The organism is Deinococcus aerius, assembly GCF_002897375.1.
GTDB classification, from domain to species: Bacteria; Deinococcota; Deinococci; order Deinococcales; family Deinococcaceae; genus Deinococcus; species Deinococcus aerius.
In genome coordinates this window covers 25,862-45,895 of the sequence record NZ_BFAG01000001.1, presented here as the reverse complement: position 1 = coordinate 45,895, position 20,034 = coordinate 25,862, and the positions used below count along the sequence as shown (strand labels likewise).

Annotated in this window: 22 protein-coding genes; 10 read left to right on the top strand and 12 right to left on the bottom strand. The window is 69.2% G+C overall.

The window, feature by feature from the left end:
- Nucleotides 1-182 precede the first annotated feature (182 nt).
- From DAERI_RS00215 to DAERI_RS00200, 4 genes are read left to right on the top strand one after another with little or no spacing between them, the layout of a single operon-like run.
- A complete protein-coding gene (locus DAERI_RS00215; RefSeq protein WP_103127481.1) occupies nt 183-1,241 on the top strand; it encodes a hypothetical protein in 1,059 nt (352 codons plus the stop codon).
- Complete coding sequence (locus tag DAERI_RS00210; RefSeq protein ID WP_133161928.1) at nt 1,225-2,406, top strand: hypothetical protein; 1,182 nt, start codon at nt 1,225-1,227, stop codon at nt 2,404-2,406. The genes DAERI_RS00215 and DAERI_RS00210 overlap by 17 nt, the downstream gene beginning before the upstream one ends.
- Entirely contained in the window at nt 2,403-3,194 is a 792-nt protein-coding gene (locus DAERI_RS00205; protein ID WP_103127479.1) for a hypothetical protein, read from the top strand. Before DAERI_RS00210 ends, DAERI_RS00205 begins: the two co-directional genes overlap by 4 nt.
- 41 nt (nt 3,195-3,235) lie before the next feature.
- The gene (locus DAERI_RS00200) at nt 3,236-4,438 is read left to right on the top strand and encodes a DNA methyltransferase (RefSeq protein WP_165794013.1); all 1,203 of its coding nucleotides are present in this window, start codon (nt 3,236-3,238) and stop codon (nt 4,436-4,438) included.
- Nucleotides 4,439-4,776: 338 nt separating this feature from the next.
- On the opposite strand, the gene DAERI_RS00195 is transcribed toward DAERI_RS00200, so the two are convergent.
- Both DAERI_RS00195 and DAERI_RS00190 read right to left on the bottom strand, forming a co-directional pair.
- Complete coding sequence (locus DAERI_RS00195; RefSeq protein WP_103127477.1) at nt 4,777-5,568, bottom strand: nucleotidyltransferase domain-containing protein; 792 nt, start codon at nt 5,566-5,568, stop codon at nt 4,777-4,779.
- Nucleotides 5,565-5,906, bottom strand: coding sequence for a VOC family protein (locus DAERI_RS00190; protein ID WP_103127476.1), 342 nt, complete (start codon nt 5,904-5,906; stop codon nt 5,565-5,567). The genes DAERI_RS00195 and DAERI_RS00190 overlap by 4 nt, the downstream gene beginning before the upstream one ends.
- A gap of 82 nt (nt 5,907-5,988) precedes the next feature.
- Here DAERI_RS00190 and proS point away from each other — a divergent pair, with 82 nt between their 5' ends.
- From proS to DAERI_RS00175, 3 genes are all read left to right on the top strand, one after another.
- Entirely contained in the window at nt 5,989-7,491 is a 1,503-nt protein-coding gene (gene proS, locus DAERI_RS00185; protein ID WP_103127934.1) for a proline--tRNA ligase, read from the top strand.
- A gap of 126 nt (nt 7,492-7,617) precedes the next feature.
- On the top strand, nt 7,618-8,424 hold the full coding sequence (locus tag DAERI_RS00180) for a class I SAM-dependent methyltransferase (protein ID WP_103127475.1): 807 nt from the start codon (nt 7,618-7,620) through the stop codon (nt 8,422-8,424).
- A 32-nt stretch (nt 8,425-8,456) separates the two neighbouring features.
- A complete protein-coding gene (locus tag DAERI_RS00175) occupies nt 8,457-9,110 on the top strand; it encodes a DUF1345 domain-containing protein (RefSeq protein ID WP_235610146.1) in 654 nt (217 codons plus the stop codon).
- 92 nt (nt 9,111-9,202) lie between these two features.
- On the opposite strand, the gene DAERI_RS00170 is transcribed toward DAERI_RS00175, so the two are convergent.
- Complete coding sequence (locus DAERI_RS00170) at nt 9,203-9,646, bottom strand: EamA family transporter (protein ID WP_103127474.1); 444 nt, start codon at nt 9,644-9,646, stop codon at nt 9,203-9,205.
- A gap of 186 nt (nt 9,647-9,832) precedes the next feature.
- Here DAERI_RS00170 and leuS point away from each other — a divergent pair, with 186 nt between their 5' ends.
- A complete protein-coding gene (leuS, locus tag DAERI_RS00165; protein ID WP_103127473.1) occupies nt 9,833-12,298 on the top strand; it encodes a leucine--tRNA ligase in 2,466 nt (821 codons plus the stop codon).
- Between the two features lie 56 nt (nt 12,299-12,354).
- On the opposite strand, the gene DAERI_RS00160 is transcribed toward leuS, so the two are convergent.
- The 6 genes from DAERI_RS00160 to DAERI_RS00140 all read right to left on the bottom strand — a co-directional run bounded on the left by DAERI_RS00160 (nt 12,355) and on the right by DAERI_RS00140 (nt 14,995).
- The gene (locus tag DAERI_RS00160; RefSeq protein WP_103127472.1) at nt 12,355-12,558 is read right to left on the bottom strand and encodes a DUF1059 domain-containing protein; all 204 of its coding nucleotides are present in this window, start codon (nt 12,556-12,558) and stop codon (nt 12,355-12,357) included.
- Between the two features lie 121 nt (nt 12,559-12,679).
- The gene (locus tag DAERI_RS23000) at nt 12,680-12,808 is read right to left on the bottom strand and encodes a hypothetical protein (protein WP_268805732.1); all 129 of its coding nucleotides are present in this window, start codon (nt 12,806-12,808) and stop codon (nt 12,680-12,682) included.
- Between the two features lie 214 nt (nt 12,809-13,022).
- The gene (locus DAERI_RS22995) at nt 13,023-13,157 is read right to left on the bottom strand and encodes a hypothetical protein (RefSeq protein WP_268805731.1); all 135 of its coding nucleotides are present in this window, start codon (nt 13,155-13,157) and stop codon (nt 13,023-13,025) included.
- Between the two features lie 108 nt (nt 13,158-13,265).
- Nucleotides 13,266-13,418 carry a hypothetical protein gene (locus tag DAERI_RS22175; protein ID WP_165794011.1) on the bottom strand — a complete coding sequence of 51 codons (153 nt, stop codon included), beginning with the start codon at nt 13,416-13,418 and terminating at the stop codon, nt 13,266-13,268.
- Between the two features lie 55 nt (nt 13,419-13,473).
- The gene (locus tag DAERI_RS00145; RefSeq protein ID WP_103127469.1) at nt 13,474-14,433 is read right to left on the bottom strand and encodes an alpha/beta fold hydrolase; all 960 of its coding nucleotides are present in this window, start codon (nt 14,431-14,433) and stop codon (nt 13,474-13,476) included.
- Between the two features lie 127 nt (nt 14,434-14,560).
- Entirely contained in the window at nt 14,561-14,995 is a 435-nt protein-coding gene (locus DAERI_RS00140) for a hypothetical protein (RefSeq protein WP_103127468.1), read from the bottom strand.
- Nucleotides 14,996-15,033: 38 nt separating this feature from the next.
- On the opposite strand from DAERI_RS00140, the gene DAERI_RS00135 reads away from it, so the two are divergent.
- A complete protein-coding gene (locus tag DAERI_RS00135; protein WP_103127467.1) occupies nt 15,034-16,242 on the top strand; it encodes a lipid-A-disaccharide synthase-related protein in 1,209 nt (402 codons plus the stop codon).
- On the opposite strand, the gene DAERI_RS00130 is transcribed toward DAERI_RS00135, so the two are convergent.
- Nucleotides 16,230-16,940: a polysaccharide deacetylase family protein gene (locus tag DAERI_RS00130; RefSeq protein WP_103127466.1), complete on the bottom strand. Its 711-nt coding sequence runs from the start codon at nt 16,938-16,940 to the stop codon at nt 16,230-16,232. The two genes, DAERI_RS00135 and DAERI_RS00130, sit on opposite strands and share 13 nt — an antisense overlap.
- Before the next feature lie 2 nt (nt 16,941-16,942).
- Nucleotides 16,943-18,157: an MFS transporter gene (locus DAERI_RS00125; RefSeq protein WP_103127465.1), complete on the bottom strand. Its 1,215-nt coding sequence runs from the start codon at nt 18,155-18,157 to the stop codon at nt 16,943-16,945.
- A gap of 35 nt (nt 18,158-18,192) precedes the next feature.
- Between DAERI_RS00125 and DAERI_RS00120 the strand changes: the two genes are divergently transcribed.
- A complete protein-coding gene (locus DAERI_RS00120; RefSeq protein WP_103127464.1) occupies nt 18,193-18,870 on the top strand; it encodes a glycosyltransferase family 2 protein in 678 nt (225 codons plus the stop codon).
- On the opposite strand, the gene DAERI_RS00115 is transcribed toward DAERI_RS00120, so the two are convergent.
- A complete protein-coding gene (locus DAERI_RS00115; protein ID WP_103127463.1) occupies nt 18,836-20,020 on the bottom strand; it encodes a glycosyltransferase in 1,185 nt (394 codons plus the stop codon). The two genes, DAERI_RS00120 and DAERI_RS00115, sit on opposite strands and share 35 nt — an antisense overlap.
- Between the last annotated feature and the right edge of the window lie 14 nt (nt 20,021-20,034).

The following is a 20,034-nucleotide window of genomic DNA, read 5'->3' as shown; positions in this document are numbered from 1 at the left end:
GAGCACTCGGGACTGTACCTGGCGAGGCGTAGTGCATCCGGCGAAATGGAGCGGACACGGAGTCGTCGTGTACCACCAAACCGACGCGGAACTGTACGCAGGGCGTCCCCCAACAGCATCAAACCATCTGCGCCTCCCGCCGAGATTTCCCCCCCCCAGCGTCTTTCGCTAAACTCAGCCTCATGAACACGACGAACCGGGAGCGCCGGAGCAGCACGAAGCTGTGGATGCGCTACGTGTCGTTCGTGAACGCCCGCAACCTCCTCTACCTGCTCCTCAGACAACATCCGGACGGCATCACCGCCAAGGAGATGGACGCCCTCGTCAAACGCGAGGGCGTCCTCACAACTCAGCGAGGCAAGGGCATCTCACGCACGACGACGTTCCACGTTCGCAACGCGCTGTACCACCTTGGCCTCCTTGAACTGCGTGGCCGCTTGTACGTTCCGACGTCCGATGCCGTGCTGGTGGAACACCTCGCGCAGGCCGAAGGGTACTCGAAGCAACTGACGACGAAGGAGAAGGTGGAGTTCGCCCGGCATGTCGTCGAGAACGCCGACTGTCGCGACGTATTTCTGTGGTTGTTCGGAACGGAGGCAACCGAACTGGAAGCGTTCGTCGAGCGTGCCGGAACCGTTCGGTGGCGCAGCGAGGACATTCCCGGCTTGGCGGACACTCCCCTCGCGTCCCGGGAGGGCGCCACTCCCGGGGCGGCGCGCAAGGGGCAGCGGCGTTGGCGAGTGGTGATGACGTCGCCCGCGGGCGCGATGACCCTTGAAACCGAGGACGAGGTCCAAGCCGTCTTCTACGGCGTCCGGTACTGGTTGATGCAGCTGGACGTCCTGGACGAGATGTTCTTCGAGGGTGAGGGCGGGCACACCATCATGTTCGCCACGGACCCGCGGAACTCACAGGTCGACATCCTCCCGTACCTGAAACGTGAACTCGTGCCCGGCGTCCCGTGGACGCCCCTGCACCTCCGTCCGCTGATGCTGAACGTCGCGCGCGACCAGCATGCCACGTTGGAGGCCACACATGCGGCGTTCCGACGGCTGGCCCGACGTTATCCTCAGTACGTCTACTTGATCGCCACCGCCCGCTCCTTCGCGACAATCACCGCGAGTTCAGCAACCGCGGAGGAATTTCAGCTGCGCGGTTACCTCAGGGACGATCAAGGACGCATCATTTCCCACGCACGAGTGCACGAGAAGATCGGAGACCTTGATGACACAGCCGTTTGAACCCCTTGGGTTGAAGTACAACCCGTTTGAAGCTGCTGGGAGCGGACCACCCCTGTCAGGGGCCGAGTTCCTTTTTGAAGCCTGGGAAGAACGACTGACGCACGTCGTGAATCTCGCCGGGCTGATGAGCGGACCGAAGGCGTACGCGTTGATCGGCGAGTACGGCAGCGGGAAGAGCTACGTTCTCCAGTGGCTTGCGGACGTGGCGTTCACACAGCGCCGAATCAAACCCTTCGTGTTTGACAACCCCGGCGTGGAGTTCTACAAGCTCGCGAACGATCTGCTGAACAAGATCGGCCGTGAGGAGTTCTCGAAGGCCCTCTGGGAGTACTTGCGGACGGTGAGCCGCGGGTACCAGCCTGACCTGGGCATCTCCTCGAATCCCTTCCGCTCGTGGTTACAGCACACAAAGAAGCAGAAGAAGCAGGACGAGGAAGTCCACAAGCTCGCCGAGGCGATCCGCGCCGACGGCATCACCGACCGCGAGGAGATCGCGCACCGTCTCGGCATGATGATCGTGCAGACGGTGGACAAGCCGTACTTCGAATACCGTGATTTCGTCGCGGGCAAGAACTCCCTCGTGGCGGAGAACGAGGAAGCACCGTACATGGCGGCGCTGATCCGTTGTGTGATGCGCACGCAGAACGCCGAGGGCGTCGCCTTTCTGATTGACGAATTCGAGGAAATCTCACTTCAAAACACGCTCACGCGCAAGCAGGCGTACGAGTATCTCAGCACTTTGAAGCGGCTGATGAACGTCACCGGTCAGGAAAACCACCTCTGGATCGTGGTCAGCATGACGCCCCAGGCGGAGGAGATCACCCGGCAACTCGAACCGGCCTTCTGGAGTCGCTTCATTCACGGCGGCACGAACATGTTTCGCATTGAACCCCTTACCGATGAGCAGGGGTACCGGTTGATTCACAACCGGTTGGTGAAGGCAAGAGTAGCGGGGTTTGAGGCGCCGAACCCGCTTTACCCCTTCCCGGAGGAGTTCCTGGCCTTCGTCCGCGAAGACGTGAAGTCCTCGCCCCGCTCGCTCGTAAAACTGTGTAGCAGTTTGATTTCGCAGGGCATCCTGGGTGGCGTAACGCCGCCTTACACCGAGCCTTTCGTAAAAGCGTTGGCGTTCGACCTCCAGGCGAGTGAGGTTGTGCCGGAGTGACCGGACCTCTTACCCTGGCGGAAACCATCTTCGTTGACACCAACGCCTTTACCCTGGCAGGCACTTACCTGTCCGTAGCGCAGACGTTGAACCTTCCACCCTTCGGGCCTGAGTGCGACGAGGCGGCCTTGGATGCAGCACTGCGCGCCAGGATGCCCAAGGGCCAGGCAAAATACCTCACGAAGGGCGCAAGAGCACTCAGCTACCTGAAAAAGAAGGCGGAAGCGGAAGCGTCCATCCTCGTTTCGGTCATGTCCGTGTTCGAGGCGATGAACAGCGCGGTGGAATCCCATTTGAACGCCCAGCTCGCGACAATCGGGTTGGGCCCTCGCGGACGCCAACGCCTGAATGATCGCTCTGACCTCGTGAAGCACTTCCTTACCCCGGAGGACCACCGGAGGATCACTGACGTCGCTTCCGCGACGATTGACCGCGTGAAGCAGCACGTCGGCTTCGAGATCCAGGTGTTTGAGTGGACCCAGCGTGATCAGATGGCGGTCCTGCCGGTGGTGCTAGAACCGCTCATCAGCCATACCCGGCTGGACGTCCAGGACGCGTGGATTGCTGCTGCTGCGCTCGTCAGCCTGTCCGACACGCTGGTGACGTTCGACGGTGACTTCAGGGAGACGGTGAACCGCATCCACAATCCCTCGGGAGAAGCGGAGTGGGTCACCGTGAGGGATGCTGTCATGACGGCCCTGCGGAGTTTGAATCCGATGAGCCACCAGCTCGTTAACGTCACCGTTCCGCAGGGAGTCATGCCTGCTGTTTACGAAGGCCTGACGTGACCGTAGCTCCACCCCGTGAGCTCATCCTCCCATCGGGGTTCGTGCACAAGCCGGACCTCGCCAAGCTGGTCACTGCCGCAGAATTGAAGACGCGTCCGGTTTACGACTGGTTCTACTTCCCGCACAGCTTCTCACCCACCCTGGTCGACCGACTCGTCCAACATTGGCGCGACGACGGGCGCGGACCGGTGCAATCCCTGTTGGATCCGTTCGTGGGGGCGGGCACGACGTTGCTCGCCGCACGAAGCCTGGGGTTGACCGCTGTGGGAACAGACCTCTCGCCACTCGCAGTTCGGGTGAGTGAGGCGAAGCTGGGCAAGTACGACGAGCAGCGGGTGAATGATGACGTGGAACGCGTCGTCATGACTGCGCGCGCGGATTCGAGGCGTTACAAGACGAACGACGAGCGCCTGACACGGGCGTTCACCCCGGCGGAGCATGCCAACCTTCAGCGGCTTAGAAGGGCCATCCACGCGCACGGGGACAACGGCCTGTTGCTCCTCGCCTTTTTGAATGTGCTGCGCGAGACGAGCCGCGCGTACGCGGACGGCGGTTGGTTCAGGTGGGTGGAAAAACCTGACGCCTGGAGGAGTGTCTTTAAGGAATTCCGCCGTACAGCCTTACGCTTCGTTCAGGAGGCACGCCACCTTCAGCACCTGGGCACAGCGCGCCAAGAGGTCATGCTTTCGGACGCACGCACTCTCAACGAGGTGCAGGGACCCTTTGACGCCGTGCTGACATCCCCTCCCTACCCGAACCGGCACGACTACACGCGAGTGTTCCATCTGGAACTTCTCCTGGGTGCGGGGTTGAAGAACGACGACGTTTTAAGCTTGCGCCACACCAGCCTCCGCTCCCATGTGGAAGCGAAGAAACCTGACGTGGATGCGGACAACTACGTTGAGCCGGAAGCCGCCACCCGGCTGTTGGAAAAGATTGCGGCAGGTGGTGCCGACGTGAGGGTTGAGCGGATGCTGCGAGGATACCTGGAGGACATGTACGTGGCCCTGCTGCGAATGCACGAGCGCCTCGCTGCACACGGGCGGGTGGCGCTGGTGGTCAGCAATGTTCGCCATGGCGGCGTCATGTTTCCGGTGGATGAACTTCTGGTCGAAGTTGCCGCCCGCGCGGGCTTCGAGTGGGAGCAAACCTGGGTGGCGCGTTACCGCGGGAACAGCGCCCAGCAAATGTCCGTGTACGGGCGCGATCCAGCACGGGAGAGCGTCGTCCTCCTCCGGAAATGAAGGAGCGGCAACTCTGAAGAACACCCGCACCGTAGACGACATCAGGACGTGTCGCCGCGTGCGCGTCGGCACCATGATGAGGGACGTTCTTCATCGCCGGGGTCTTCCTCCTCCTGATCGCTGGCCTCGCGTGCTGGAAACGCGTGCTGGACGCACTCCTGCAATTGGGAAAAGTGAATGTCGTTGAAAGGCGTTTATGCACTTTTCCCACAGCAAGAAAACTGCGTCCCAGACAGGACGCCGTGGGAAAATCAGAAGTAACCCTACACTTGAGCGAACTCAAACGGGCGCCCTCCGGGGCGCTTTCTGCTTGGGTCGGCCTGGGGCTCGCCCCGACTTCACCCCACCTCCGCGGCCAGTTCCCGCAGGGCCGACAGGTCCAGGGCGGCGAGGGCAGCGCTCACCCGCGCCTCGAAGTCCCGGGGGGCGCCCGGCAATGCCCCCGCGAGGGCAACCGCCCCCTTCTCGTTCAGCAGCCAGGCACAGCCCCGCGCGCAGAGGACCTGCACCAGCGCCATGACCGCCTGGTACATGCACCCCTGCGCGTAATGCACGTCGCCGCGTTTGAGGCCCTTGGCCGCCGCGTCCAGCCAGAAGCCGGGCGACCAGCCGTAGTGCCGTTCGAGGGACTGAGCCAATGCCGCCGGGTAGTCCCCCAGCCGCGCCCGCAGCCCTTCCAACCTCCCCTGCGGGTCGTGGAGGACGACGCACGACGCCAGTTCCGCTGCGTAGTGGTGCCCGTGAATACCGTGGGGATGCCCCGGCTGGGCGTGCAGGGTCACTCGCCCCGCCAGCGCGTCCTCCACACTCTGCTCCACCCTCCCCAGTTCCCGGTAGATGAGGTCCACCCGCTGCCCGCCCACCGTCAGCCACGCGCCGCCGTCCACCCAGGGGCCCCAGCCGCCGGGCGGAGTCGCTTCCGCCGTCCCCGAGTCGTCGAGGTCGCGGCACAGGATGTTCAGCACAGTGAGGTCGAAGGGATACTCGGCCTCATAGGCAAGGCAGAGGTCGAGGTCGGAGTCGGGGCGGGCCGTGCCGCGGGCGTGCGAGCCGCCGAGGGCGACGGCGACCACACCGGGAACCCCAGCGGCGCGGGCGGCGATGCTCCGGGCGAGGGTGGGGACCGTCACGTCTGCACCACGCAGAAGGTGTTGCCGTCCGGGTCGGCCAGAACCACGTAGTCGGCGCCCTCCGGGTAGCGCCAGTCCACGCGGCTCGCGCCCAGCGCCAGCAGCCGCTCGACCTCCGCCGCCTGGTCACTGGCGTAGAGGTCGAGGTGGTGACGCTTGGGCTTGTCGGAACTTACAAGGTTCAGGGCCAGTTGTACGCCCGGCCCCTCCCGCGGGACCAGGATGGCCCACGTCTCGTCCGGGTTTTTCCTCACCTGATAGTCCAGCGCCCGAGTCCAGAAGTCGATGGCCCTGGGGACCTCGCGCACGCCCCAGACGATGGAGCCGATTCTGAGCATGGGGGCAGCCTACCAGTCCCGCCCTTCGGCCTGCCCGGTGGGCCAGGCGGCGGATTCGGCCCCCCTCCTATGGCCCGCTATGATGGCCTTTATGACGAAGGCGGCCAGTGGAGACAAGCAGGATAAGAGGGCGCAGCAGTACGGGGTGACGCCCCAGAGCGTGGATTTCAACGACTGGTACAACGAGGTCGTCAAAAAGGCCGATTTGGCCGACAACAGCCCGGTGGCGGGCGCGATGGTCGTGCGGCCCTACGGCGCGGCGCTGTGGGAAAACATCCAGCGGTGGCTCGACGACCGCTTCAAGGCGACCGGGCACGAGTCGCTGATCTTTCCCACCCTGATCCCCATGGGCTTCATCATGAAGGAGGCCGACCACGTCGAGGGCTTCGCGCCCGAACTCTTCACCGTGGACAAGATCGGCACCGAGAAGCTCGCCGAGCCCTACGTGATGCGCCCGACCTCCGAGACGATCATCGGGCACATGTGGAGCGGGTGGCTGAACTCCTACCGCGACCTCCCCTTCCTGCACTACCAGTGGGGCAGCGTGTTTCGCGCGGAGCTGCGGACCAAGGCCTTCCTGCGGACGAGCGAGTTCTACTGGCACGAGGGTCACACCGCCCACGCCTCGGAGGAGGAGGCCCGCGCCGAGGTCCGCCAGCAGCTCGACCTTTACCACGAGTTCTGCCAGGACGTACTCGCCCTGCCCGTCGTGCGCGGCGAGAAGACGGCCTCCGAGCGCTTTGCCGGGGCGGTCGCCACCTACTCCATCGAGGGCATGATGCGCGACGGCAAGGCGCTGCAATCGGGCACCTCGCACTACCTGGGGCAGAACTTCAGCCGGGCCTTCGACGTGAAGTTCCAGACTCGGGAGCAGCGCGAGGAGTACGCCTACACCACCAGTTGGGCGATCTCCAGCCGCATCATCGGGGCGATCATCATGACGCACGGGGACGACTTCGGGCTGATCATGCCGCCGGGCATCGCGCCCATCCAGGTCGTCGTGATTCCCGTGGGCCGCAAGGACAACTTCGATCAGATGGTGGGGGAAGGCGAGCGGCTGGCCGCCGAGCTGCGCGCCCTGGGCCTCCGGGTCAAGGTGGACAGGCGTGACGGCGTGACGAACGGCTTCAAGTACAACGACTGGGAACTCAAGGGCGTGCCCGTGCGAATCGAACTCGGCCCCCGCGACCTGGAACAGGGCGTCGTGGTCGTCAAGAACCGCAACGCCGAGGAGAAGGAGACGCTGCCCCGCGCCGAGGCCATTGCAGGAATGCGTGCCCGTCTCGACGGCATCCAGGCCTGGCTGCTCAGGCGCGCGACCGACTTCATGCTGGAGAACACCGTCAAGGTGGACACCTACGCGGAGTTCAGGGCCGCCATCGAGGCCGGGAAGTGGGTGCTCGCCTTCCACTGCGGCGACCCCGAGAGCGAGAAGGCGATCAAGGACGAGACCAAGGCGACCATCCGCAACATCCCCCTCGACGACGCCGAGTTCTTCGCCGAGCGCGAGGAGGGCGGGGTTTGCGTCCATACCGGGCGGCCCGCCGCCTACGGCAAGCGGGTGATCTTCGCGCGGCAGTACTGAGGGAGCGGTCAACCGTCAGCTTTCAGCCGTCAGGGACAAAAGAGGGCCGTCCACTCTACCAGGCGGCCCTCCTGCCGCCGCTCATTCCGGGAGCCCAGGAGGGGGCAGGGCGGGTAGATTGACCCCATGACCGCCAACTCCCCCGCCGAGGTCGCCGCCCAGTACGCCACCGACCGCAACTTGCGCGTCCGCATCGAGACGCACGAGCGGTACGGGGTCGGGCCGGGGCTGGAACCGAGGGTGGACGAGTTGCTCGCGCTGCGGGGGGACGAGGCGCTGCTGGACGTGGGGACCGGCCCCGGTGACTTTCCCGGACGGCTGCACGCCCAGGGGCACCGGGGCCGACTCGTCGGCGTGGACCTCTCGCCGGGGATGGTCGAACGTGCCCGCGAGACGTACCCGGGGGTCGAGTTCGTGCGGGCGGGCGCCGACGCCCTCCCCTTCCCGGACGCTTCCTTCGATGTCCTGACCGCCCGGCACATGCTCTACCACGTCCCGGACGTTCCAGCAGCGTTGGTGGAGTTTGCAAGAGTCCTGCGTCCGGGCGGGCGGTTTCTGGCTGTGACGAATGCCGCCGGGTACATGGCCGAACTGTGGGACGTGGTGGCGGAGGTGGTGCCAGATGAACCTCTCCTTGCCGGACTGCTCGACAGCCGGGCGGGATCGGCGGTCTTCTCGGAGCAGAACGGCGAAGGGCTGGTGCGCGCGGCATTCGGCGACGTGCGGGTGGACTTTCTGGACAGCGCGCTCGTGTTCCCTTCGCCCGAGCCTGTGCTGACCTACCTGGAGTCGATGACCGCACTTCAACACCTCACCGGGGAGGACCGGAGGCGGGTCCGGGCTGCCCTGGAGCGGGCCCTGGCTCCCCACTTCTGCGCCGGGGGGTGGCGGGTGTCCAAGCGGGTCGCCTTTCTGCGGGGCGTCAGGTCGTAGAGGCAGTACGGGGCGCGCTCTATCCTGGGCCGGTGACCCCTTCCCGTCCCCTCCCGCCGCCCGCCGCGGTGAGGCTCCTGGTGGGGGCGGGGTTGGGCCTGATCGTCGGCCTGCTGACGCCCCGGGAATGGCCCCTGGTCGCGCATCTGCTGTTGGGCTGGTGCGCCCTGTGCGCCTCCGTGCTGGGCCGCGTGTGGCCGAGACTGCTGCACTCCGGCCCCGAGCGGACCCAGGAACTCGCCCTGCGCGAGGACGACACCCGGGCGGTGGCCCTGCTGCTGACCGTCTCGGCGGCGCTCGTCAGCCTGCTGGGGGTGGGCTTCGCCCTCGACCTCGCGCACCGAGACCCGGGGCAGACGGTGGGCCTGACCACCCTCGCGGCCCTCACGACCGTGCTCTCGTGGCTGCTGCTGCACACCGAGTACACCCTGCACTACGCCCACCGCTATTACCGCGACGGCGGCGGGGTGCTGTTCCTCGACGGGGGCGGGACCCTGAAAGACCCCGACTACCGCGACTTCCTGTACCTGGGTCTGACCATCGGCATGACGTACCAGGTCAGCGACACGAACATCAACTCGCGGGCGATGCGTGGGCTGCTCCTTCAGCACGCCGTCCTCTCCTACATGTTCGGGACGGTCGTGATTGCGCTGACGGTGAGCGCGGTGGCGAGCCTGCTGGGGTGAAGCCGCGTTCAGAGCCCCAGGAGACACCCCGGTTCGCTCAGCATGACAAAGGATCGAGTCGTCGCCCTGAAGGCCATGAATGGCCCCCGCGGCTAATGGTCGCTCGCCATCAGGTACACCCCGGCGAGGAGCACGAGCACGCCCACCCACCCCCGCCAGCCGTGGGGCTCCCGAAAGGCCAGGGCGCTGAAGAGGAAGATGAAGGCCAGGCTCAGGCGGTCGAGGGCCGCGACTCCGGCGGTCGGCCCCACCCGGAGCGCGGCGAAGTACGCCAGCCACGAGCCCGCCCCACTCATTCCCGCCAGGACGATAAAGAGCCACGCGCGCCCGCTGAGGTGCGTCTTGCCCCCCATCAGCGCCCCGAGCTGGCCCGTCCCGAGGGCCACTGCCACCATCACCAGCGCCATGATGACCGCGCGCAGGGCTGTGGCCAGGGTCGGGTTCACGCCCTCCAGCCCCAGCTTGCCAAAGACGGTGACGCCCGCCCCGCCGAGGGCCGCGAGCAGGCCGAGGGCAATCCAGCCGGGAGAATTCATGAGCGCATGATGCGCCCACCCTCCGCCCACTGGCTCTTCCCCCTTTCCGGCAACTCCTTTACACTGTCTTCCATGATCCGCTCTGCGCTTACCAGCCGGGGACGACACGACTAGCCCAAGAGCTTGTTCGTGCGTCCCCGGCTGCGTGTGGCCGGGGCGCTTTCTTTGTTCCAAGGAGTGTTCGACATGACCAAGATCGAGATTCAGGAGCCGCGCGCCGAGCGTTACAACCCGCACGCCATCGAGCCCAAATGGCAGGAGCGGTGGGAGCAAGAAGGGCTGTACACCTTCCACGAGGACCCCTCCAAGACCAAGTTCTACGCGCTGACGATGTTTCCGTACCCCAGCGGCAACCTGCACATCGGCCACTGGTACGCGAACGTGGCGCCGGATGCGCGGGCGCGCTGGCTGCGGATGCGGGGCTACAACGTGCTGTTCCCGATGGGCTTCGACGCCTTCGGGCTGCCCGCCGAGAACGCGGCGATCCGCAATAACCTGGACCCGGCGGTGTGGACGTACTCGAACATCGAGTACATGACGGGGCAGTTCAAGCGGATGGGCACCATGATCGACTGGAGCCGCAAGTTCGCCACCTGCGACCCCGAGTATTACCGCTGGAACCAGTGGTTCTTCACCGAGTTCTTCCGGCGGGGCCTGGTCTACAAGAAAGATGGCCTGGTGAACTGGTGCCCGAAGGACCAGACCGTGCTGGCGAACGAGCAGGTCGTGGACGGCGCCTGCGAACGCTGCGGCACCCCCGTCCAGCGGCGCAACCTGAGCCAGTGGTACATGAAGATCACCGACTACGCGGATGAGCTGCTGGACTTCTCCGGCACCGACATGCCCGAGCGCGTGCGCCTGATGCAGACGAACTGGATCGGCAAGTCGGTGGGCGCCGAGATCACCTTCGACACCCCCGCCGGGCCCGAGACGGTGTTCACCACCCGCCCCGACACGCTGATGGGCGCGACCTTCCTGGTGCTGGCCCCCGAGCATCCCAAGGTGGCGGCGCTGACGACCAGGGAGCAAGCCGAGGAGGTGCGCGCCTACGTCGAGGCGGCGGGCCGCAAGACCGACGTGGAGCGCCAGCAGGAGGGCGAAAAGACGGGCGTGTTCACCGGGAGCTACGCCACGCATCCGGTCAGCGGCCATCAAATCCCCATCTGGGTCGCCGACTACGTCCTGGTGACCTACGGCACGGGCTCGATTATGGCTGTGCCGAGCGGCGACCAGCGCGACCTGGACTTTGCCCGCAAGTTCGGGCTGGAGATTATCGAGACGGTACGGCCCGAGGGCGCCGAGCCGATGGACGTGGCGACCGTCTCGGAGGCCTACAGTGGCGACGGCATCATCGTGAATGAGGGGCCGCTGCACGGGATGAAGGGCGGCAAGGCACACATCACCGCCGTGATTGACCGGCTGGCCGAGCTGAACGTGGCGCAGCCCAAGACCACCTACCGCCTGCGCGACTGGCTGTTCGCGCGCCAGCGGTACTGGGGCACGCCCATCCCCATCGTGTACTGCCCCGAACACGGCGCGCAGCCCGTTCCCGACGACCAACTGCCCGTCCGCCTGCCCGAGAACGTGGAGTTCACGCCCACGGGTCAGAGCCCCCTGAAGCTGGACCGCGAGTGGATCGCCACGACCTGCCCCGTCTGCGGCGGCCCCGCCGAGCGCGACACCGACACGATGGACACCTTTGTGGATTCGAGCTGGTACATGTACCGCTTCCTGTCCCCGCACGACGACGGGCATCCCTTCGATCCTGCGAAGGCGGACCTGATGCCGGTGGACCTGTACACGGGCGGCATCGAACACGCGATCCTGCACCTGCTGTACTCGCGCTTCTGGACCAAGGTGATGCGCGACATGGGCCTGACCACGCTGAGCGAGCCCTTCCGGGCACTGCGCAACCAGGGCATCATCCTGGGGCCAGACGGCGAGAAGATGAGCAAGAGCCGCGGCAACGTGGTGGACCCCGACGATCTGGTGCGAGAGTACGGCGTGGACACGGTGCGCGCCTACCTGATGTTCATCGCCCCCTGGGAACTGGGCGGCCCCTGGGACCCCAGCGGCATCAACGGCCCCTCCAAGTGGCTGTCGCGCATCTGGGCGCTGTACTTCGACGAGAAGGCGGTCGGGCCGGAGGAAAAGGTCACCGAGGCCGAGCTGCGTTACGCCGTCCACTCCACCCTGAAAAAGGTCTCGGGCGACTTCGACCGTCTGAGCTTCAACACGATCATCGCCTCGCTGATGGAGCTGACGAACACGCTGGTGAAGGCCAAGCGCAGCCCGAGTCACGCCACCCCCGCCTGGGAGGAGGCGCTGGACATCTTTAACCGGATGCTGGCCCCGGTCGTGCCCCACATCGCCGAGGAAATCTGGATGGAACGCGGCGGAGCCCAGAGCGTCCACGTCCAGCCCTGGCCCGAGGTGGACGAGGCCGCCGCCACCCGCGACACCATAACCATCGGCGTGCAGGTGAGCGGCAAGGTGCGCGGCCAGGTGGAGATCAGCAGGGCGGCGACCCAGGAGGAGGCCCTGGCCGCCGCCCGCGCGAACCCCGACGTGGCCCGCTTCGTCGAGGGCAAGACGACGGTGAAGGAGATCTACGTGCCCGGAAGGATCATCAATATCGTCGTGAAGCCCTAACCTGAAGAGGGCAGCGCCCCGGCCCGCCAAATGGGCGGCCCGGGGCGCCGACGGTCCTACGCGCCGCGGGCGGCGGGGTTCCCGTCAGCTCCGTCGCGGACCTGCGCGCGGATCTCGTGTACCTGTTCGGGCGGGAACTGCTCAACGTGGTGCACGTCGCGCGCGTGTTCGGCCGCGCGTTGCAGCACGCCCTCCTCGCCGTTTGCCCGAACGACCCCGTCGCAGTCAAACCTAAGATCCCGGCAGCGGAGTTCCCTCAAGGGTCCCTTGAGCGGCCCCCCGGAACACGGCCATCTTAAGCCCGGGTACTCCCGGGTACTCCAGCCGCAGCCGGGGGAGGAGGTCAGCCTGGGTCCGGCTCGCCCCCGGGTGGGCCGAACATCAGCCGTCCTCCCCGGCGAAGTTCTCCTGAAGCAGCCGCAGCAGGTCCAGCGCCTGTTCGCGGGACAGGGTCAGCTCCTGCGAGCTGATGCCGTGCCGCTCGACGGAAAGGTAAACGCCATCCGGCATGGGGCAGACATGGAGCCGACCACCCTGGGTCCAGAAGGAAGTGAGCGGAGGGATAGTGGAAAGGACGGTCATGGCCTGGATGAAGGGTAGGACTTCGATCCTTCATCTGCTGTTATAAATTCCTCCACCACCGTGGAACGAACGACAGATCACCAGCGGCGGGTCAGGGCGCCCCCTCTCGGCGGCCAGGGCTCCTGAGCGCGGCCCCTCCCGCTCAGGCGGTGCGGCGGTGGTCCGGGACCCGTTGCGGGTCTTCCTTCGCCAGTTCGCGGTCCTCCCGGGTCAGCGAGAGGAACGCGAGGACCATCAGCAGGATGGTGGAGGCGGCCATCACGAGGACGATTTCCATGCCCCAGTGTGTGGGAAGTCCCGCCGGGGGTGGTGATCCGCGCTTTACGAAAGGTGGAAGGGAGCTTGGGGAAACCTGGAGGGTCCCGGGGGGGTGCCCCCGCGCCGGTCAGGGCTGCGGGGCCGGGGGAGCCGCGGAGAGGTCCGGGGCGCCTTCCGCCGTCTCCGCCACTTCCTCCCCCACCTGCTCCGTTCCCGCCAGCGCCTCCCTGAGCACACGAACCTGTTCGGCATTGGCCTGAGCATGGGCGTCCTCGGTCATGAGGGGCATGGTGACACGGGCGGGGGCGGGGCGCTGCCTCATTTGCCGCATCCCCTCAGCGGTTCGCGGCCCAGAAGGCGTCGAGGACGGCCCGCACCTGCGGCAGCCGCTCGAACTGGGGCAGGCCGTCGGTGCCCTCGATCCGCTCGGCGCTCACGCCCGGCTGCGCCGTGAACAGCGGCAGGCGGTCGAAGCTCACGAAGGCGTCGCGGTCGTACAGCACGGTGACGGGCACGCGCAGCTTGCCGTAGAGGTCGCGGTAGGCGTCCGGGGTGAAGAGCCCCCCGGAGATGAAGTACAGCGGGGCGTATTTCGCGCCGGGCTGGCGGCTCGTCTCCAGGCTGTACTCGACGAGGCCCCGGTCCACCGGCCCGCGGAAGGAGCGGCTCAGGAAGTATTCGATGCTGGGCCGGGTCCGCAGCAGGGCGTAGAGCGGGGTGCCCACCGCGTTCAGCGTGCGGTAGAGCCGCTCGCCGCCGTCCTCGGCGCTCGCCTCCTGGGTGCCGCCGCGCGGCTGCCCCAGGCCGCTGGGGCTGATCAGGGCGAGGGTGCGGATGCGGGGCTCCCCCAGCGCGGCCCGCGCGGCGAACTCGCTCCCCAGGCTCAGGGCGACCACGTCCACGTCGGTGCCCAGCTCGTTCACGAGGGCGGTCAGGGCCGAGGTCATCAGCTCCGGGGTGTAGCGCACGTCGGGGCGGTCGCTGCTGCCGAAGCCGGGCCACTCCAGGGCGTACACGGGCCGGGTTCCGGCGTAGGCGTCCCACAGCGGCTTCATCTCGTAGGCGCTCGCGGCGGCGTTCACCGAATGGGTCAGCACGAGCGGGCGCCCCCCACCCCGGGGGTCCGCGTAATAGGCCACCCGCCCGAAACCCGGCAGGGTGAGGAAGCGCCGCTCGCCGCTCAGGGCGGGCCGCAGACTGGGCAGCGGGGTGGAGGTGACGGCCTGCGCCAGCGCCACCCCCCCGACGGCCAGCAGGACGAGGACGAACAGTCGGGCGGCCCGGGTACTCTTCATGAGGGGATCGTTCACCCTGCCGGGAGGACGAGATGTCAGCGGGAACACGTTTGCCCCCCGGCGCCTCCTGCCCACCATCCCCCTGCTTCGGTGCGGTTCCAGCCCACCTCCGCCCATCGAACGTCCCTCAATTCAGCGGCATACCCGAGCGGCCCACGAGCCCCCCGCCCCCGTAGGCTGCGGCCACGTCGCGCAGGAGGCGCCGGGCGAGCAGGATCAGGTCGTCCTCGGTCACCCCGGTGAGGTGGAAGGTGCCCCCCTCCCCGTACTCGCCCACGAAGGCCCCCTCGTCGCGCCGCACCCGCACGAGGACCTCGCACAGGCCCAATCTCAGCCAGGCGGCGTGCCAACCGCCGGGGGGTGGGGGGCGCAGCCGCTCGGCGGGATCGGGCGTGAAGTCAAACGTCACGTTGTTCAGCGGCAGGCCGGGGCCGCTGGCCGTTCGCAGGGCGTGGTACAGGGCGTTCAGAAAAGCCTCGCAGGCCCGCTGTTCGGCCTGCCGCTCGGCTGCTAGACGGCGGATCACAGCTTGCAGGGCGTCGAAATCGTTCACCGCCCTCATTCCTACCACGCCGCGGCCCGCCCGGTATCCTCCTTCGCGTGACCCTTCTCCCCACCCGGCCCGCGTTGCTCCTGTCGAACGGCACGGCGGAGGACCTCATCGGGGCGCGGCTGCTCGCCCATCTGCACGGGGAGGCGCGGGTGCTGCCGCTCGTCGGGGCCGGGCGGGCGTACGGGGGCCTGCCAGGGGTGACCCGAATCGGTCCCGCCCTCGACCTGCCCAGCGGCGGCTTTCCCTTCGGCAGCCCGGGGAACCTGCGGGCCGACCTGCGGGCGGGGCTGGTGGGCGCCTCTCTGGGGCAGTGGCGGGCGGCGCGGCGGGCGGCGCGGGACGCGGGGGCGGTCGTCGTGGTGGGGGACGCCTACGCCCTGATGGTGGGGACGTGGGCGGCGCGGGGGGCGGGGCTGCCCCTCGTCCACGTGCAGCCCCTGCTGAGCGCGCACTACCTGGAGGGGCTGGACCTGCGCGGGGCGCTGCGCGAGGCCAATGCCCTGGGCGCGAACCTGCCCATGCCCTACGAGCTGCGGCTGGCGCGGGGAGCGCAGGCCGTCTTCGTGCGGGACGCGGCGACGGCCCGGTACTACCGGGAGCGGGGCGTGCGGGCGCGCTGGGCGGGGAGTTTCGCTATGGACGTGCTGCCCCCGCCCGAGCGGGACCTCTCCCCCCTGACGAATGGGCGGCCCGTGCTGGCCCTGCTCCCCGGCTCGCGGGGGGACCACCGGGAGAGCCTGCCCCTGATGCTGCGGGCGGCGGCGCGGGTGCCGGAGGTGGCCGCCCTCGCCGCCTGGCCGCATGGGTGGGACGAGGTGACTCTTCCCCAGGGCTGGACGCTGGAGGCGGGGGAAGGCATGGCCGTTGCCCACGGTGAGGGCACCCGGGTCGCCCTGCTGCGCGGTGCGTTCGGGGCGGTGGCCCGGGCGGCGGACGTGGCGGTCGGCACGGCGGGCACCGCGAACGAGCAGCTCGCTGGGCTGGGCGTGCCGGTCGTCGCCTTTCCCACCCGCGGGCCGCAGTACACGCCCGGGTTCGCCCGCCGTCAGGGGCGGCTGCTGGGCGAGGCGCTGAGCGTGGTGTCGGCTGACCCGGGGGCGGTGGCGGGGGAGGTCACGGCCCTGTTGACGAACGGCGCGCGGCGGACCCGGGCGTCCCTGGCCGGGCTCTCCCGGGTCGGCCCGGCGGGGGCGCTCCCGGTCATTGCCGCGGGGCTTCGCGCCCTGCTGACGGAACCCTCCCCTCAGCGCCCGTAGCTCGCCCGCACCCGCCGCAGCCCCTCGCGCCACCCGATGCGGCGCGGGGGCAGGTCGCGCAGGAGGACCGGGGCCAGCCCGCGCTCCCGCAGCCCCACCAGGAGCCGGCCAAGCAGTTCGGGCGTGACCGATGGGCCGTCGTGGAGCAGGATCACGCTGCCGGGGCGGGTCCGGGCGAGTGTCTGGGCGGCGAGGTCGGCGGCGGGGGCGGCGGTCCAGTCGCGGCCCTCCACGTCCCACAGGGCCACCTGACGGCGGGCGAGGCGGGCCAGGAGGCGGGTGAGGGGGCCGTGCCCGCCGTAGGGGGGGCGGTACAGGTGCGGGCCGGGTTCGGTGGCGCGGGGATGCCACTGCACCTGCGCCCACTCCCGCCACGGGGGCAGGTGCAGGGCGTGGGTGTGCCATCGCCCGTGCGCCTCAATCTCGTGGCCCGCCTCGCCCATGGCCCGCAGGAGGTCCGGGTGCGCCGCGCAGGCGGGGGCCGTCACGAAGAAGGTGGCCGCCGCCCCGTGCCGGGCGAGGACGGCGAGCAGTTCCCCCGTCCGCTCGCCCGGCCCGTCGTCGAAGGTGAGGGCGACGCGGGGCGAGGTGCGGTCCCCCGGTCCCAGGGCACCCCACCCCGCCGCGCGGCCCAGCAGGTCGGCGAGCCCGGCGGCGAGCAGGGCCGCGCCGGGAATCAGGAGCCACCCCCGCCGCATGGTCAGACGGGCTGGGCGTCCTGGCGGAAGGCGTGGCGGAAGAGGGTGTAGCCCCCGGCGGTGAGCAGCGCCAGGACCGCGCCGACGAGGAAGGGGCCGGGCGTGCCCAGGTGCCGGTAGGCGAAGGCGCCCACGAGCGGCCCCAGGGCCGTCCCGGCGTTCTCGACCGTCATCACGGCGCCCCAGGCGGCGGGCCGCTCGGCCTCGGGGAGCGTGCCCGCGACCAGGGCGGCCCAGCCCGGCGCGACGAAGGCGTAGCCCAGCCCCGCCACGGCGGCGAGCCCATACAGCGCCCAAACGGGCGGCGTGCCGGCAATCGTCCCCAGGGCCAGCCCGATCAGGCTGTACCCCACCACCAGGGCCAGCCGGGCGCGGCCGCGGTCGGCCACCCGCCCGGTGAGCGGCATGGAGCCGAACGCGGCGGCGCCTCCCACTACCAGCATCACGACCATGCCCCAGAAGTCCAGGCCCAGTTCGCGCGCCAGGGTGAACAGCAGCGGTCCCAGCAGCGTGAGGGTGAGCGTCTGCATCAGGGCGGCGGGCAGCAGCGGCGCGAGCGCCCGGGCGGCGACCCGCATCCGGCGGCGGCGGGGGGTGGGCGCCGCGGCGGCCAGCCGGGGGCCACGGCCGGGCACGCCCAGCACCGCGATCAGGCCCAGCGCCTGCACCCCCAGCACGAGCAGCGGCACGAGCGTGGTCCCACCCGGTGCCAGCGCGCCCAGCAGCAGGAACCCCGCCCCGATCATCGGCATGACGCACATGGAAACCAGGGTGAGCGCGCGGCCCTGATACCCCGGGCGGGCCGCCCCGGCGGTGAGGTTCATGGCCGCCGGCCACAGGGCCGCGAAGCCCAGGGCATGCACGGCGGCCATCAGGATCAGCTCCCAGCCGATGTGAACGCCCGGCAGCAGCGCCAGCGCGGCCAGGCTGAGCGCCGAGCCCGCCAGCAGCACCCGCCGCGCCCCGTAGCGAGCGATCAGGGCCCCCGCCGGGCCGCGGCACAGCGTGTCCGTCAGGAAGTGGGCCGAGAAGGCCGTGGCCGCCACCGCCACGGCCTCCCGCTCCGGCAGGCCCAGCAGCTCGGGACTGGCCTGGGTCAGGTAGGCCCCGTACAGGCCGCTGCGGACGAACTCGGCGCAGGCCAGCGCCAGGGCGGCGGCGGCCACCCCCGGCCCGGTGCCGGGGCGCAGCGGCAGGGGGGGGAGGCGGACCCTCACGTGCGCCCCCCCACTTCGCCTGCTACCCTGGCGCGGTGCCGGACTTCACGGTCGTGATCCCCGCGCGCAACGAGGCGGAGTACCTGCCCCTCACCCTGCGCGCCCTCGAACGCCAGACTCAGCCTCCCGCGGCAGTCATCGTGGTGGACAATGCCAGCCACGACGGGACGGGCGACCTGGCGCGGGCCTGGGGCGCCCAGGTGGTGGAGTGCCGGGTGCGCGGCATCGCCCACGCGCGGCAGGCGGGCCTGGACGCCGCCCGCACCGAGTGGGTCGCCTCGACCGACGCCGACTCGCTCCCCGCGCCCGAGTGGCTGGAACGCTTCGCCCAGGCGGCCTGCGGGCAGCCGGGCCGCGTCGCTCTGTACGGCCCGATGCGCTTTTGCGGCGTCTCGCGGCCCCTGGTGAAGCTCTCGGAGCTGGGCTACAGCACCTTCCTGCACGCCTGCCGGGTGGTCGGCAAGCCCAACCTCGCCGGGGCGAACATGGCCTTTTCCCGCCACGCGGCAACCCTCGTGGGGGGCTACCCCGAGGTCGAGGCCTACGAGGACGTGCTGCTCGGCCAGGCCCTCGCGCGGCTGGGCGAGGTGGCGTACGTGCCCGGCGCGCTGGTCGAGACGAGCGCGCGGCGGCTTTCGGGGGGCTGGCTGCCCTTCTTGTGGCGGCATGCGCTGAACCTCAGCGGTCATACGCGAGGGTATTTCGGGGACTAGCCGTCCCGCCCTCGGCGGGAAAGGCCACCTCGCGCGGCAGGCCGAGCACCGAGGCGTACACGTCGAGCACCCGCTCGGCCACCCCGCCCGGCGTCCAGGCGGTGCCGAAGCGGCGGGCGCCCCGTGAGAGCCGGGTCCACAGCTCCCCGTCCGCCAGGATGTCCCGCGCGTGCCGGGTCAGGGCCGCCACGTCGCCCGGCGCGACGAGGTAGCCGCTCTCGCCCTGCGCCACCCCGCTCAGGGTGCCGCGCGCCCCGACCGCCACGACGGGCACGCCCATCAGTTGCGCCTCCTGGAGGACCAGCCCCTGCGTCTCGGTGTCGCTGGCGAACAGGAAGAGTTCCGCCAGGCGGTAGTACGCGCCGATCTCCGTCCAGGGCTTCACTCCCAGGAAGCTCACCCGCCCCGCAACCCCGAGGCGCTCGGCGTGATTGATCAGGTGCTCGCGCTCCGGCCCCTCCCCCAGCACGACGAGGTGCGCCTCCGGCAGATTCGCCAGCGTGTCGAGCACGAGGTCAAAGCGCTTCTCGCGCGCCAGCCGCCCCACCGTGAGCAGGCGGCGCGTCCCGGCGGGCCAGGGGTTCTCTATGGGCGGCGCCGAGCGCAGCACCCCCGGCTCGACGGCCGTGGGGATGACCACCGTGCTCCGCACCCCCATCTCGCGCGTCACGTCGAGCATGGCGGCGGTGGGGCTGATGACCGCGTCCGCCCGGCGGTAGTACAGGCCCATCAGCCGGGTCACGACGCGGGTGCGGCGCTGCACCGCCGTCAGGCCGGGGACGTAATGGGTGTACGCCTCGATGTGGGTGTGGTACGTGGCGACGTGCGGCACCCCCCACTTGCGCGCCAGCCGCGCCCCGGCCAGCCCCAGCGTGAGCGGCGTGTGGGTGTGGACCAAGTCGTACTTCTGCTCGAAGTCCTTGCGGGTGGGCCAGGCCAGGCGGTAGGTCGGCAGGAAGACGTACCGCACGCTGGGGGCGCGCCGCACGTCGGGGCGGGTGTCCTGCTGCTCGGGGAAGAAGGGGGCGACCACGTCCACGTGATGCCCCCGCGCCCGCAACTCGTCACTCAGGAGGCCCACGCTCGTCACGATCCCGTTCTGGTCCGGCAGGAACGTGTCGGTGAAGAGCCCGATTCTCAGGGGCTTCATCGGGCCCGTCCGTG